This is a genomic window from Nocardioides sp. NBC_00850 (genome assembly GCF_045207335.1).
Lineage (GTDB): Bacteria > Actinomycetota > Actinomycetes > Propionibacteriales > Nocardioidaceae > Nocardioides.
Map to the genome: position 1 here is coordinate 2,323,466 of NZ_CP108845.1, position 13,246 is coordinate 2,336,711.

Genomic DNA, 13,246 nt, shown 5'->3' on the forward strand with positions numbered 1-13,246 from the left:
TCTCAACGCGCCGGCCCCCACGTGTTCGTGGGGGCCGGCGCGTCGCATTTCATCGGACTCATCGGGTATTCCTCCCAGGCGAGAGGCGAGGCGGAGATGTCACAGTTTGAAGCGGTCGAAGGGCTGATCGAGGAGCACGAGGGCCTCGAGAAGCGGCTCGCCGAGCCCGAGACCCACGCCGACGCGCGCCTGGCGAAGAAGCTCAACCAGCGGTACGCCGAGCTGAGCTCGATCATCGACGCCTACCACTCCTGGCAGCAGCTCGGTGACGACCTCGAGGCCGCCCGCGAGCTGGCGGGGGAGGACCCCTCGTTCGCCGAGGAGGCGGAGGCGCTCGTGCCCCAGCGCGAGGAGGCCGAGGAGCGGCTGCGTCGCCTGCTCGTGCCCCGCGACCCGACCGACGACAAGGACGCCATCCTCGAGGTGAAGTCGGGGGAGGGCGGCGAGGAGTCGGCGCTGTTCGCCGGCGACCTGCTGCGGATGTACACCCGCTACGCCGAGCGTCAGGGCTGGAAGCTCGAGTTCCTCGACGCCAACGAGTCCGACCTCGGCGGCTACAAGTCGGTCACCGTCGCAGTGAAGGCGAAGGGGACCTCCGAGCCCGGCCGGGCGCCCTACGCGCTGCTCAAGTTCGAGGGCGGCGTACACCGCGTCCAGCGGGTGCCGGTCACCGAGTCGCAGGGGCGCGTGCACACCTCTGCCGCCGGTGTCCTGGTGGTTCCCGAGGCCGAGCCGATCGATGTCGAGATCAACGACAACGACCTCCGCATCGACGTCTACCGCTCCTCGGGCCCCGGCGGCCAGTCGGTCAACACCACCGACTCGGCAGTCCGGATCACCCACATCCCCACCGGCATCGTCGTCTCGATGCAGAACGAGAAGTCGCAGCTGCAGAACAAGGATCAGGCCATGCGCGTGCTCCGCTCGCGCCTGCTCCAGGCGGCCCAGGACGCCGCCGACGCGGAAGCCTCCGACGCCCGCCGCTCCCAGGTGCGCACCGTCGACCGCTCCGAGCGCATCCGCACCTACAACTTCCCGGAGAACCGCATCTCCGACCACCGCACCGGCTACAAGTCCTACAACCTCGACCAGGTCCTAGACGGCGACCTGGAACCAGTGATCGGAAGCGCGGTCGACGCCGACTTGGCGGCCCGCCTGGCCTCCCTCGACTCCTAAGGCCCTTCACAAGCTCGAAGGTCGCAGTCACCGGGTGACTGCGACCTTCGAGCTTGTTTTGACGTGCAGATCAGGCGTTGGCCTTCTTCTTGAAGCCCACGACGAAGCCGGCGGCCTCGGCCGAGGCCTCGCTGTCGAACCAGACCTCGGCCTGGGTCCGCTTGAAGGCCGTGCTGGCGGAGGTGTGGTAGCGCTTCGCGCCGTCCTTGCGGATGTTGCCCTTCACGACGTACGCCGGGTGCGGGCTGGAGCCGTCCTCGAGCGGGTCGGCGCTACCGGCGCCGTAGCTGCTCGCCGGCGGCAGCGGCTGCTCGGTCTCGGCTGTGTCGGCCTTCTTGCTGCGGTCGTAGAAGTCGCTGCTCGCCCGCACGAACCCGGCCGCCTCGGCCGACTCCTCGGAGTTGAAGTAGACGGCTGCCTTGGTTCGGCCGTAGTAGGGGCTCGCGGTCGTGTGGTACTTCTTCCCGCTGCTGCCCTTGATGCTGTACGCAGCGTCCGAGCTGCTTCCGTCAGCAGCCGGCAGCACCGCGCCGGCGTAGGGAGCACCGTTGGTCGCGGCGGGCGCCTCGGCGGCCGGAGCTGCCTCCGGCTCGGCCTCGACGGGAGCGGGCTCGGGAGTGACGGCCTCGGCCGCGGCAGGCTCGGCCTCAGTGGTCTCGGCGTCGGCTGCAGCAGCCGCGGTGACGCTCTCGGCCTCCGCGACGACAGCAGCGGTGTCCGCGTCGGTCACGTCGTCCGTGGCGGTCTCGGCGACCTCGGCCTCGACAGCAGCCTCGGCGGGCTCTTCGGCGGCGGGCTCCTCGGCCGCGGGAGCGTCGGCAGCGGGAGCCTCAGCAGCCGGCTCGGCCGCGGACGCCTCGGCGGGGACGGTGGCAGCGGCGACAGGGGCGCTGGCGCCCTCGGTCGCCGGGTGGTCCTTGTCGGCACGGTGTGCGGCCTTGGCGTCCTTGCGGATCGGGCGTCCGAAGAAGAACCAGATCAGGAGGACGAGGACGAGGATGAGTGCAAGCAGCAAGAGCCACTTCATGGGGTGATGTTTCCTTCCGGGGGAGATCTCGGGTGTGATGGTGGGGCAGCACAGCGCCCGACGAGGTGTGCGGCCAGTCCCGCGTCCCCCGATATGACCGGAAGAACCGTTGAGGCGCCCGAACGTTACCCTCAGCCGGGTAAAGCATGACTAACACATTCAGGAGCAGTTGCCCATGACCGCCCCGCGCACACTTCTGGCAAGTGCCCGAAAGCAGCTCGCAGAGGCCGGAGTCGAGAGCCCGGACGCCGATGCGGCCATCTTGTTGGCCCATGTCCTCGACACCGACCGGAACCGCCTCTTCCTCGTCGACGACGTGGCGGAGCCCCAGGAGAAGGCCTACGCGGACCTGCTCGCCCGCCGCGCGGAACGCGAGCCGTTGCAGCACCTGACCGGGGTCGCGTACTTCCGGCACGTCGAGCTCGCCGTCGGTCCCGGCGTCTTCGTGCCCCGGCCCGAGACCGAGCTGCTCGCCGGCTGGGCGATCGACCGGGCCGCGACCATCGACCAGCCCGTCGTCGTCGATCTCTGCACGGGGTCGGGAGCGATCGCGAAGAGCATCGCCGACGAGGTCCCGGGCGCCGAGGTGCACGCGGTCGAGCTCTCCGAGGACGCCTACCCCTGGGCCGTACGCAACCTGACCGGCACCGGCGTGGACCTGCGGCAGGGCGACATGGCCGAGGAGTTCACCGACCTGGACGGCAGCGTCGACGTGCTCGTCTGCAACCCGCCGTACATCCCGCTCGAAGCCTGGGAGTCGGTCGCGGCCGAGGCGCGCGACCACGACCCCGACCTCGCGCTCTTCTCCGGGCAGGACGGGCTGGACGCGATCCGAGTCCTGGAACGTCGGGCCGCCGAGCTGCTCAGGCCCGGGGGAGTGGTCGGCTTCGAGCACGCCGACGAGCAGGGCCCGGACGGCCAGAACGGTGGCGCCCCGGCGGTCTTCGCCGCCACCGGAAGATGGCAGGACGTACGCGATCACCTCGATCTGGCAGGCCGTCCGCGCTTCACGACCGCACAACTGGCAACATGAGCACTGTGACTGAGCGCTACCCGATCGCGACCGAGGACGAGCAGACCGACGCGATCGATGCTGCTGCGGCGGCCCTTCAGGCCGGCGAGCTCGTGATCGTCCCGACCGACACGGTCTACGGCATCGCCGCCGACGCGTTCGACAAGGGCGCCGTGGCCGGTCTGCTCGCCGCCAAGGGCCGAGGCCGCTCGATGCCGCCGCCGGTGCTGATCTCCAACGTCGCCACCCTCGACGCCCTCGCGACGCGGATCCCCGACTGGGCGCGCAGCCTCGTCGAGGAGCTGTGGCCCGGTGCGCTGACGGTCGTTTTCCACCAGCAGCCGTCGCTGCAGTGGGACCTGGGCGAGGCCCGCCAGACCGTGGCCGTACGCATCCCCGACTCCGACATCCTGCGCCGGATCATCGACCGGGTCGGTCCGCTCGCGACCAGCTCGGCCAACCGCACCACGAAGCCTGCCGCCACCAACGCCGACCAGGCCGACGAGATGCTCGGCAAGATGGTCAAGGCCATCATCGACGGCGGCGAGTCGCCGGTCGGCGAGGCCTCCACGATCATCTCCGCCACCGGTGACGAACCGAAGGTTCTGCGGGAGGGCGCGATCAGCATCGATCGGATCAACGAGATCCTCGCCGATCACGGCGTCGCCATCCGTCGGCCGGGCGATCCGGACCCCGCCAACATGCCCGAGACCGACCTGCCCGCCACGGACGCCGACACAGAAGCCTGATGCGCGCCTACGTCCTCCTCTTCCTGGTCGCCGCCGTGGTGACCTACCTGCTCACCGTCGTCGCCCGCGAGTTCGCGATGCGCACGGGGGCCGTCGCGAAGGTCCGCGACCGCGACGTGCACGCCGTTCCGATCCCCTACATGGGTGGCGTGGCGATGCTGGGTGGCCTCGTGGCCGCCTACCTGGTCGCCCGTGAGCTGCCGTTCCTGGCCGATGCGCCGGACTTCGTGCTCCAGGACACCGGCGTGGTGATCCTCGCCGGCGCGCTGATCTGCATCGTCGGCGTCGTCGACGACATCTTCGAGCTCGACGCCCTCACCAAGCTGGGCGGTCAGGTGCTGGCGACCGCGATTCTGGTGGGCTTCAACCTGCAGTACAGCCTGATCACCTTCCCCGACGGCACCCAGTTCTCGATCGACCCCGCCCAGGGCGCTCTGCTCACCGGGCTCGTCGTGATCACCGTGGTCAACGCCGTCAACTTCATCGACGGACTCGACGGTTTGGCCGCGGGTGTCGTCGGTATCGGCGCGCTGGCGCTGTTCCTGTTCTGCTACCAGTTCACCCGGATCAACGACATCGGCCGCGCGTCGACTGCGGCTCTCCTGACCGTCGCCCTCGCCGGGGCCTGCGTCGGCTTCCTCATCCACAACTGGCATCCCGCCCGGCTGTTCATGGGTGACAGCGGCTCGATGCTGATCGGCCTGATCCTCGCCGCCAGCGCGGTCACCCTCTCGGGCTCCTACAACGCCGGCGGCCTGAACGTGAACGCCTTCGACGCCTCCACCGCTCTCCTGGTCACCTTCCTGCCGCTGCTGCTGCCCCTGACGATCCTGGTGGTCCCACTCGTCGACCTCGTGCTGGCCGTCGTACGCCGCACGCGCGCCGGCCGGTCACCCTTCGCCGCGGACAAGAAGCACCTCCACCACCGCCTCCTGGAGATCGGTCACTCGCAGCGCCGTGCCGTGCTGATCATGTGGCTCTGGGCCGGCCTGATGTCCTTCGGATCGGTCTTCGTGACCCTCTACCGCGGCCCGGTCGTCATCGTCGGCGTCATCATCGCCACCGCCCTCATCGTGCTCCTCACCTTCGTCCTCCCGAAGATCCGCGGCGAGCGCACCGACAAGCTCCTCGAGGTCCCCGAGGACCTCACCCCGCTGGAGAACCAGCCCCGGTAGCGGTGCCTTGATCGATCAATTAGGGCACCCAAAGACGCTTGTGATAGTTTTCACGAGCGTTCGGGACACGCTCCTGAACACGTGAAATGCCCCCAGAGAGAACGGCCGCCGACGATGACGACCGCAACCAGCAAATCCAAGGTGCTGCGAGGTTCTGCCGCAGTGTCCGCAGTTGCTGTGCTCGCGGCCCTCGCGGTGGCCTTTGTTCTTGCCGGGACTGATGGTCTGACTGGTGCTGCGATCGGATCGATCGCCACCGTTGTCGTGCTGGCAGTCGGCTCTTGGGCGATGTTCTGGATCGCGGCGAAGTCGCCCGCGTTGTCGTTGCCCGCCGCTGTCGGTGTCTTCACGCTGTCAGGCATGGTTCTCTTCGTTGTCCTGCTGGTCGTTTCGCAGACCGGGGGAGACGCTGTCGTACGTCCGGCAGCCTTCTCGGTCATGGCGCTCACAGTCGCATGGACGACCACGTTCGCGTTCCTGGTGCGACGCGAGCGAATCCCGCTCTTCGACCTGCCCGGGGCAGACTCGTGACCCGCCAGTAGCGCCTGATATCGTCCGGGCCGTCGGGGGCGGCCGCCGGGATGATGCCCGAGCCTTAGAGGCTCGCCACCCAGAATCGTAAGTTCGAACAAACAGGAGACAGCGTGAAGTCGCTTGCCGCCACCGTTATGGCGTCGGAGTCGGGGCCTCATATCCCGGGGCCCGCGGACTTCTTCCTTCCGCCGATCGTCGGGTCCGGCGACTGGGCCCTGACCAAGGTGAGCCTCCTGGTCCTGCTGTCCGTCGTGATCGGTTTCGGCTTCTTCTACGCCGCCTCCCGCAAGGCCGCCGTGGTTCCGAGCCGTCTGCAGTTCGCCGGTGAGTACGTCTACGGGATGGTCCGCAACTCCATCGCCCGCGACATCATCGGGTCGAAGGACTACATGAGGTTCGTGCCGTACCTCTTCACGGTCTTCGTCTTCATCATCATCAACAACTTCTACGGGATCATCCCGTTCGTCCAGTTCCCCACGATGTCGCACATCGGCTACACGGCGGCCCTGGCGATCATCACCTGGCTGATCTACAACACCGTCGGCATCGCGAAGCACGGTTTCGTCGGCTACCTCAAGCTCCAGACGGTGCCCAGCGGCGTGAGCGGCCCGATCCTGATCATGATGGTCCCGCTGGAGTTCCTCTCCAACATCGTCGTGCGCCCGTTCACGCTGGCGATTCGTCTCTTCGCGACCATGTTCGCCGGCCACCTGCTGGTGGCGCTCTTCTCCATCGGTGGTGCCTGGCTGATCCTGCACTACGTTCCGACGTGGCAGGGCATCACCGCCGGCATCTTCGCCTTCCTGCTCGGCATCTTCGTGTCCTTCCTGGACATGCTGATCATGTTCCTGCAGGCCTACGTCTTCACCCTGCTCTCGGCGATGTACATCGCCGGTGCAGTCGCGGACGAGCACTGATCCGTTCAGGCTCGGACCAACAGCTCAACCACTACGACGCACAACAATCGACGCATATCGCGTCGCAACCGAAAGGAATATCCCCATGGAGGGACAGCTCGGAATCATCGGCCTCGGCCTCTCCGCCATCGGCCCGGGTGTCGGTGTCGGTCTGATCTTCGCCGCTTACGTCGCCGGTGTCGCCCGTCAGCCGGAGGCCCAGAGCCGTCTGCAGGCCATCGCCATCCTCGGCTTCGCTCTGTGTGAGCAGTTCTTCATCATCTCCCTGGCTCTCGCCTTCGTCCTTCGCTGACGTAGGGAACTACTGAAGGTTCCGACATGATCCTTACCCAGGTAACCGCTGCGGAGACCGAGATCAACCCGTTGGTCCCGCACGTCCCGGAGATCATCCTCGGTTTCATCGTCATCGCCATCCTCTTCGTGGGAGTTGCGAAGTTCATCGTTCCGAACTTCGAGAAGGCGTACGCCGATCGAACCGCGGCGATCGAAGGCGGCATCGAGAACGCCAACGCCAAGCAGGCCGAGGCGGATGCCAAGCTCGCTCAGCTGGAGGCCCAGCTGGCCGACGCTCGCCACGAGGCTGCCCGCATCCGCGAGCAGGCTCGCGAGGAGGGCGCCGCGATCAAGGCCGAGATGCGCCTCGAGGCGCAGGCCGAGGCGGAGCGCATCATCACCGCCGGCAAGGCGCAGATCGAGGCCGAGCGCCAGGCGGCTGCTACGTCGCTGAAGACCGAGGTCGGCTCGCTGGCCACCGGTCTCGCCGGTCGCATCGTCGGCGAGTCGCTGGACGACGACGAGCGTTCCAGCCGTGTGGTCGAGCGGTTCCTCGCTGACCTCGAGGCAGGGGTTCACTGATGGACTTCCGTGGAGCGTCGGCCGACGCCGTTGCCGCCCTGACCGAGGAGCTGAAGACCGCTGTCTCCGCCTCTCCTGAGGCGGCGGCGAAGGCGGCCGACACCCTCTTCGAGGTCTCCCAGACCCTCCGTGCCGAGGCAGCTCTGCGACGCTTCGTCACCGACGCCTCGGTGCCGCAGGAGGCCAAGACCGGCCTCGTCGGTGAGCTGTTCGGCGGGAAGGTCGACGCGACGGGCCTCGGCGTGTTCGAGTCGGCGGTCAAGCACCGCTGGACGCACGCCGGTGACCTGAGCGATGCGGTCGAGCGACTGAGCGAGATCGCCGCGGTCCGCAGCGCCGGCGGCGAGGCCAAGCGCCTCGCCGACGAGCTGTTCGCGGTCCAGCAGGCCGTGCAGGAGACGCCGGAGCTGCGCGACGCGCTCTCCGACCCGGCTCGCACGACCGAGGACAAGGCCAGACTGGTCGACACGCTGCTCGGGGGCAAGGCGCTTCCGGCGACCGTGACCCTGACGAAGCAGGCGCTGGCGGGCACCTACCGCACCGCATCGGCCGCTCTCGGTGAATACCAGAAGGTCGCGGCATCCGTCGCAGACGAGGGCACCGCGGTCATCCGCGTAGCGGCCCCGCTCTCGGAGGCCGAGACCACCCGTCTGGCGACAGCACTGGCGAGGAAGTACGGCCGTGAGGTCCACCTCAACGTGGTCGTCGATCCGGCTGTTGTCGGTGGCATCAAGGTATCGATCGGTGACGACGTCATCGACGGCACCGTCTCGAGTCGCCTCGAAGGGGCGCAGCGAGCCCTGGCCGGCTGATCCGGCACCGCGGCCGTCAACTGGCCGTACGACCCCTGTGTGACACAGACTGACTTGTAAGAACTGAGAGAGAAGGCACAGATGACGGAGCTCTCCATCCGTCCCGACGAGATCCGGGACGCACTGGCAAAGTACGTCGCGGACTACAAGCCGGAGGCGGCGAAGACCGAGGAGGTCGGCACCGTCGCTTCGACCGCGGACGGCATCGCCCGCGTGTCGGGTCTGCCCTCGGCCATGACCAACGAGCTCCTCGAGTTCGAGGACGGCACCCTTGGTCTTGCCCTGAACCTGGACACCCGCGAGATCGGTGTCGTCGTCCTGGGCGACTTCGACAAGATCGAGGAGGGCCAGTCGGTCCGACGTACGGGCGAGGTTCTCTCGGTCCCCGTCGGTGACGGCTACCTCGGCCGCGTCGTGGACCCGCTCGGCAACGCGATCGACGGCCTCGGCGACATCGAGACGGTCGGCCGCCGCGCCCTGGAGCTCCAGGCTCCCGGCGTAATGGCCCGCAAGTCGGTGCACGAGCCGCTCGCCACCGGCATCAAGGCGATCGACGCGATGACCCCGATCGGCCGTGGCCAGCGTCAGCTGATCATCGGTGACCGCTCGACCGGTAAGACCACGGTCGCGATCGACACGATCATCAACCAGAAGCAGAACTGGGAGTCGGGCGACCCCGACAAGCAGGTCCGCTGCATCTACGTCGCCATCGGCCAGAAGGGCTCGACCATCGCCTCCGTGCGTGGCGCCCTCGAGGAGTCCGGCGCGCTGGAGTACACCACGATCGTCGCGGCTCCGGCCTCCGACTCCGCGGGCTTCAAGTACCTCGCCCCCTACACCGGCTCGGCCATCGGCCAGCACTGGATGTACGAGGGCAAGCACGTCCTGATCGTCTTCGATGACCTGACCAAGCAGGCCGAGGCCTACCGCGCCGTGTCGCTGCTGCTGCGCCGCCCGCCGGGCCGTGAGGCCTACCCGGGTGACGTCTTCTACCTGCACTCCCGGCTGCTGGAGCGCTGCGCGAAGCTCTCCGACGAGATGGGTAAGGGCTCGATGACCGGTCTTCCGATCATCGAGACCAAGGCTAACGACGTCTCGGCGTTCATCCCGACCAACGTCATCTCCATCACCGACGGTCAGATCTTCCTGCAGTCCGACCTGTTCGCGGCCAACCAGCGCCCGGCCATCGACGTCGGCGTCTCGGTCTCCCGCGTCGGTAGCGCCGCGATGACCAAGGCCCTCAAGGGCGTCACCGGCTCGCTCAAGGTCGAGCTCGCGCAGTACCGCGCGATGGAGGCCTTCGCGATGTTCGCCTCCGACCTGGACGCGGCCTCGAAGCAGCAGCTGGCCCGCGGTCAGCGGCTGATGGCGCTGCTCAAGCAGCCGGCCTACTCGCCCTACCCGATCGACGAGATGACCGTCTCGCTGTGGCTGGGCACCTCCGGCAGCCTGGACATCGTCCCGGTCGAGGACGTGCTCAAGTTCGAGCGGGAGTTCCTCGACTTCCTGCGTCGCTCCCACGACGGCATCCTCGCCGGCATCCGTGAGTCGCTGAAGTTCGAGGACTCCACCGAGTCCGAGCTGAAGAAGGCTTACGACTCCTTCCTCGAGCAGTTCGAGACCTCGGAGGGCCACTCGATCAAGCCGGGTTCCGCCAAGGAGCAGGCCCTGGCTGACGAGGACGTCGAGCAGGAGCAGATCGTCAAGCAGAAGCGGGGCTGACCCATGGCCGTGTCAGTGCGTGAACTCCGCGCGCGGATCAAGTCGACGGAGTCGATGAAGAAGATCACGCGTGCCATGGAGCTCATCGCTGCGTCCCGGATCATCAAGGCGCAGCAGCGGGCCAATGCGGCCGCGCCGTACGCCCGTGAGCTCACCCGCGCCGTGTCGGCGGTGGCGACCTACTCCAACGTGGACCACCCGCTGACCACCGAGCCGGAGGCGCCCACCCGCGCCGCCGTGCTGGTGGTCACCAGCGACCGTGGTCTGGCCGGTTCCTACTCCTCGAGCGTGCTCAAGGAGGCCGAGGGTCTGGTCGAGAAGCTCAAGGCCGAGGGCAAGGAGGTCGACCTCTACGTCACCGGACGCAAGGCGGAGGCCTTCTACAAGTTCCGCGGTCGTTCCGTGGCGCAGGCCTGGACCGGCTTCTCCGACCGTCCGGAGTTCGAGGCGGCCAAGGAGATCGGCGAGAAGCTGATCGAGGTCTTCGTCGAGGGCACCGAGGCCGAGAAGGCCGCCGCTCCCGGCGTCGACGAGGTCCACGTGGTCTACACGCGGTTCATCACCATGATGACGCAGAAGCCCACCGCCGTACGTCTCCTTCCTCTGGAGGTCGTGGAGGGCACCGAGGCTCCGGCCGAGGGCGACGTCCTGCCGCTCTACGAGTTCGAGCCGTCGGCCGAGGCCGTGCTCGACTCGCTGCTCCCGCAGTACGTCGTGAGCCGGATCTGGTTCGCGCTGCTGCAGGCCGCCGCCTCCGAGCTGGCCCAGCGTCAGAAGGCGATGAAGTCGGCTACCGACAACGCCGACGAGCTCATCAAGAAGTTCACCCGGGTTGCCAACCAGGCTCGCCAGGCAGGCATCACCCAGGAGATCAGCGAGATCGTCGGTGGCGTGAACGCGCTCGCCGACGCCCAGGCTGCGAACGACTGAGAACCCACAGAAAGACTGACTAGAAAATGACCGCACAGGTTGACGAGAAGACCACGACGGGCCGCATCGCCCGCGTGATCGGCCCGGTCGTCGACGTGGAGTTCCCCGTCGACGCCATGCCGGACATCTACAACAAGCTCGAGGTCGAGGTCACCATCAGTGGTGAGACGACGACCCTGCCGCTCGAGGTTGCCCAGCACATCGGTGACGGCATGGTCCGCGCGATCTCGCTGAAGCCGACCGACGGCGTCGTACGCGGCTCCTCGGTGCGTGACACCGGTGGCCCGATCACGGTTCCCGTGGGTGACGTCACCCTCGGCCACGTGTTCAACGCGACCGGTGACATCCTCGACGTCGACCCGGCCACGGTCGAGGTCAACGAGCGCTGGGGCATCCACCGCAAGGCTCCCGCCTTCGACCAGCTGGAGTCCAAGACCCAGATGTTCGAGACGGGCATCAAGGTCATCGACCTCCTCACCCCCTACGTGACCGGTGGAAAGATCGGCCTCTTCGGTGGTGCGGGCGTCGGCAAGACCGTCCTCATCCAGGAGATGATCGCCCGAGTCGCCAAGAACCACGGTGGTGTCTCCGTGTTCGCCGGTGTCGGCGAGCGCACCCGTGAGGGCAACGACCTCATCCACGAGATGCAGGAGGCCGGCGTCTACGACAAGGTCGCTCTGACCTTCGGCCAGATGGACGAGCCGCCGGGCACGCGTCTTCGCGTGGCCCTCTCGGCGCTGACGATGGCGGAGTACTTCCGCGACGTCCAGGGCCAGGACGTGCTGCTCTTCATCGACAACATCTTCCGCTTCACCCAGGCGGGCTCCGAGGTCTCGACCCTGCTGGGCCGCATGCCTTCGGCCGTGGGCTACCAGCCCAACCTCGCCGACGAGATGGGTCAGCTCCAGGAGCGGATCACCTCGACGCGTGGTCACTCGATCACCTCGATGCAGGCGATCTACGTGCCGGCCGACGACTACACCGACCCGGCTCCGGCGACCACGTTCGCCCACCTGGACGCGACCACCGAGCTCTCCCGCGAGATCGCGTCGCTGGGTATCTACCCGGCCGTGGACCCGCTGACCTCGACGTCGCGAATCCTGGACCCGCAGTACATCGGTCAGGACCACTACGACTGCGCCGTCCGCGTCAAGCAGATCCTCCAGCGCAACAAGGAGCTGCAGGACATCATCGCGATCCTGGGTGTCGACGAGCTCTCCGAGGAAGACAAGATCATCGTCTCCCGCGCTCGCCGGATCCAGCGGTTCCTGTCGCAGAACACCTACGTCGCCAAGCAGTTCACCGGCATCGAGGGTTCGACGGTTCCGGTCAAGGACACCATCGAGGCGTTCAACAAGATCGCCGAGGGTGAGTACGACCACGTCGCCGAGCAGGCGTTCTTCATGTGCGGTGGCCTCGACGACGTCGAGGCGAAGTGGGCCGAGATCCAGAAGAGCCTCTGATGACGGACGCACTTCAGGTGGAGCTCGTCGCTGCAGACCGCGTGGTCTGGAGCGGCGGGGCCACCATGGTCATCGCCCGAACGGTCGACGGTGATGTCGGTGTCCTGCGCGGTCACGCGCCGGTGCTGTCGGCTCTCACCGAGGCGGTCGTGGAGATCACTCCGGAGGAGGGCACCGAGGTCATCGCGACCGTCGACGGTGGCTTCCTCTCGGTGGCCAACGACCGCGTCTCGATCCTGTCCGAGCACGTGCTGCTGGCCCACGAGATCGACCTCAGCCAGGCTGAGGTCGAGCTCGAGGAGGCCCGTCGTCTGCTCGGCACCAACAACGACGCCGAGAAGCGCATCCGTCGTGCCGAGGCACGCATCCGCGCTGTCGAGAAGGCCTCTTAGGGAAAGAGGGGCGATACCCGGATGGCATGGTGGGAGCTGCTCTTGGCCGTTGTGGCCGCATCGCTTCTGCTTGTCCTCGCCTATGGCATCGGGATCGCCGTACGCCGCCGTCTGCTCGCTCGCAACGGCGGCGTCTTCGAACTGAGCCACCGCGTCCGGGACACCAGTCCCGGGCGCGGTTGGGTCATCGGCATCGGCCGCTACTCCGGCGATGCGCAGCTGGAGTGGTTCCGGATCTTCTCGCTCTCGCCCAAGCCCAAACGGGTCTGGCGCCGGGTCGAGATCGTCTATGTCTCCAGCCGCTCTCCCGAGGGGATCGAGGAGCTCGTCCTCTACCCCGAGAGCCTGATCGTGACCTGCGACGTCAAGGGCGAGCACATCGACCTGGCCATGGATCAGCAGACCCTCATCGGCTTCCAGGCCTGGCTGGAGTCTCGCCCGATGCGGTCCACCTGGACCGTCTTCTGAGCGCCCCCTTCGAC

The 13,246-nt window shown here is 67.5% G+C and carries 15 protein-coding genes; 14 read left to right on the forward strand and 1 reads right to left on the reverse strand.

The window, feature by feature from the left end; genetic code table 11:
- The first annotated feature begins 96 nt into the window (after window positions 1–96).
- Window positions 97–1,176 carry a peptide chain release factor 1 gene (prfA, locus tag OH802_RS11430; RefSeq protein ID WP_406027947.1) on the forward strand — a complete coding sequence of 360 codons (1,080 nt, stop codon included), beginning with the start codon at window positions 97–99 and terminating at the stop codon, window positions 1,174–1,176.
- 70 nt (window positions 1,177–1,246) lie between these two features.
- On the opposite strand, the gene OH802_RS11435 is transcribed toward prfA, so the two are convergent.
- Window positions 1,247–2,203 carry a hypothetical protein gene (locus OH802_RS11435; RefSeq protein ID WP_406027949.1) on the reverse strand — a complete coding sequence of 319 codons (957 nt, stop codon included), beginning with the start codon at window positions 2,201–2,203 and terminating at the stop codon, window positions 1,247–1,249.
- Window positions 2,204–2,378: 175 nt separating this feature from the next.
- Between OH802_RS11435 and prmC the strand changes: the two genes are divergently transcribed.
- From prmC to OH802_RS11500, 13 genes are all read left to right on the forward strand, one after another.
- Window positions 2,379–3,236: a peptide chain release factor N(5)-glutamine methyltransferase gene (gene prmC / locus OH802_RS11440; RefSeq protein WP_406027951.1), complete on the forward strand. Its 858-nt coding sequence runs from the start codon at window positions 2,379–2,381 to the stop codon at window positions 3,234–3,236.
- Entirely contained in the window at window positions 3,233–3,964 is a 732-nt protein-coding gene (locus OH802_RS11445; protein ID WP_406027953.1) for an L-threonylcarbamoyladenylate synthase, read from the forward strand. The genes prmC and OH802_RS11445 overlap by 4 nt, the downstream gene beginning before the upstream one ends.
- Window positions 3,964–5,139, forward strand: coding sequence for a glycosyltransferase family 4 protein (locus tag OH802_RS11450; RefSeq protein WP_400465313.1), 1,176 nt, complete (start codon window positions 3,964–3,966; stop codon window positions 5,137–5,139). Before OH802_RS11445 ends, OH802_RS11450 begins: the two co-directional genes overlap by 1 nt.
- Window positions 5,140–5,253: 114 nt before the next feature.
- The gene (locus tag OH802_RS11455) at window positions 5,254–5,670 is read left to right on the forward strand and encodes a hypothetical protein (protein WP_406027956.1); all 417 of its coding nucleotides are present in this window, start codon (window positions 5,254–5,256) and stop codon (window positions 5,668–5,670) included.
- 113 nt (window positions 5,671–5,783) lie between these two features.
- Window positions 5,784–6,590: a F0F1 ATP synthase subunit A gene (gene atpB / locus OH802_RS11460; protein ID WP_406027958.1), complete on the forward strand. Its 807-nt coding sequence runs from the start codon at window positions 5,784–5,786 to the stop codon at window positions 6,588–6,590.
- Window positions 6,591–6,675: 85 nt separating this feature from the next.
- Window positions 6,676–6,882, forward strand: coding sequence for an ATP synthase F0 subunit C (locus tag OH802_RS11465; RefSeq protein ID WP_091047785.1), 207 nt, complete (start codon window positions 6,676–6,678; stop codon window positions 6,880–6,882).
- A gap of 26 nt (window positions 6,883–6,908) precedes the next feature.
- A complete protein-coding gene (locus tag OH802_RS11470) occupies window positions 6,909–7,445 on the forward strand; it encodes a F0F1 ATP synthase subunit B (protein WP_141803116.1) in 537 nt (178 codons plus the stop codon).
- Window positions 7,445–8,257, forward strand: a complete 813-nt coding sequence (locus OH802_RS11475) for a F0F1 ATP synthase subunit delta (RefSeq protein ID WP_406027961.1) — start codon at window positions 7,445–7,447, stop codon at window positions 8,255–8,257. Before OH802_RS11470 ends, OH802_RS11475 begins: the two co-directional genes overlap by 1 nt.
- 81 nt (window positions 8,258–8,338) lie before the next feature.
- Entirely contained in the window at window positions 8,339–9,979 is a 1,641-nt protein-coding gene (gene atpA, locus OH802_RS11480; protein WP_406027963.1) for a F0F1 ATP synthase subunit alpha, read from the forward strand.
- 3 nt (window positions 9,980–9,982) lie between these two features.
- On the forward strand, window positions 9,983–10,909 hold the full coding sequence (locus tag OH802_RS11485) for a F0F1 ATP synthase subunit gamma (RefSeq protein ID WP_350659686.1): 927 nt from the start codon (window positions 9,983–9,985) through the stop codon (window positions 10,907–10,909).
- 26 nt (window positions 10,910–10,935) lie between these two features.
- Complete coding sequence (gene atpD, locus OH802_RS11490; RefSeq protein ID WP_350659687.1) at window positions 10,936–12,372, forward strand: F0F1 ATP synthase subunit beta; 1,437 nt, start codon at window positions 10,936–10,938, stop codon at window positions 12,370–12,372.
- A complete protein-coding gene (locus OH802_RS11495; protein WP_045547377.1) occupies window positions 12,372–12,764 on the forward strand; it encodes a F0F1 ATP synthase subunit epsilon in 393 nt (130 codons plus the stop codon). The genes atpD and OH802_RS11495 overlap by 1 nt, the downstream gene beginning before the upstream one ends.
- A gap of 51 nt (window positions 12,765–12,815) precedes the next feature.
- The gene (locus OH802_RS11500) at window positions 12,816–13,232 is read left to right on the forward strand and encodes a DUF2550 domain-containing protein (RefSeq protein WP_355019000.1); all 417 of its coding nucleotides are present in this window, start codon (window positions 12,816–12,818) and stop codon (window positions 13,230–13,232) included.
- Window positions 13,233–13,246 lie beyond the last annotated feature (14 nt).

Excerpts from the sequence above, each read along its gene's own strand:
- OH802_RS11485 (WP_350659686.1), top strand. The coding sequence starts at position 9,983 with ATGGCCGTGTCAGTGCGTGAACTCCGCGCGCGGATCAAGTCGACGGAG.
- atpD (WP_350659687.1), top strand. The coding sequence starts at position 10,936 with ATGACCGCACAGGTTGACGAGAAGACCACGACGGGCCGCATCGCCCGC.
- OH802_RS11475 (WP_406027961.1), top strand. The coding sequence starts at position 7,445 with ATGGACTTCCGTGGAGCGTCGGCCGACGCCGTTGCCGCCCTGACCGAG.
- OH802_RS11470 (WP_141803116.1), top strand. The coding sequence starts at position 6,909 with ATGATCCTTACCCAGGTAACCGCTGCGGAGACCGAGATCAACCCGTTG.
- OH802_RS11495 (WP_045547377.1), top strand. The coding sequence starts at position 12,372 with ATGACGGACGCACTTCAGGTGGAGCTCGTCGCTGCAGACCGCGTGGTC.
- atpA (WP_406027963.1), top strand. The coding sequence starts at position 8,339 with ATGACGGAGCTCTCCATCCGTCCCGACGAGATCCGGGACGCACTGGCA.
- OH802_RS11455 (WP_406027956.1), top strand. The coding sequence starts at position 5,254 with ATGACGACCGCAACCAGCAAATCCAAGGTGCTGCGAGGTTCTGCCGCA.
- OH802_RS11435 (WP_406027949.1), bottom strand. The coding sequence starts at position 2,203 with ATGAAGTGGCTCTTGCTGCTTGCACTCATCCTCGTCCTCGTCCTCCTG.
- OH802_RS11445 (WP_406027953.1), top strand. The coding sequence starts at position 3,233 with ATGAGCACTGTGACTGAGCGCTACCCGATCGCGACCGAGGACGAGCAG.
- OH802_RS11465 (WP_091047785.1), top strand. The coding sequence starts at position 6,676 with ATGGAGGGACAGCTCGGAATCATCGGCCTCGGCCTCTCCGCCATCGGC.
- OH802_RS11450 (WP_400465313.1), top strand. The coding sequence starts at position 3,964 with ATGCGCGCCTACGTCCTCCTCTTCCTGGTCGCCGCCGTGGTGACCTAC.
- prfA (WP_406027947.1), top strand. The coding sequence starts at position 97 with ATGTCACAGTTTGAAGCGGTCGAAGGGCTGATCGAGGAGCACGAGGGC.
- prmC (WP_406027951.1), top strand. The coding sequence starts at position 2,379 with ATGACCGCCCCGCGCACACTTCTGGCAAGTGCCCGAAAGCAGCTCGCA.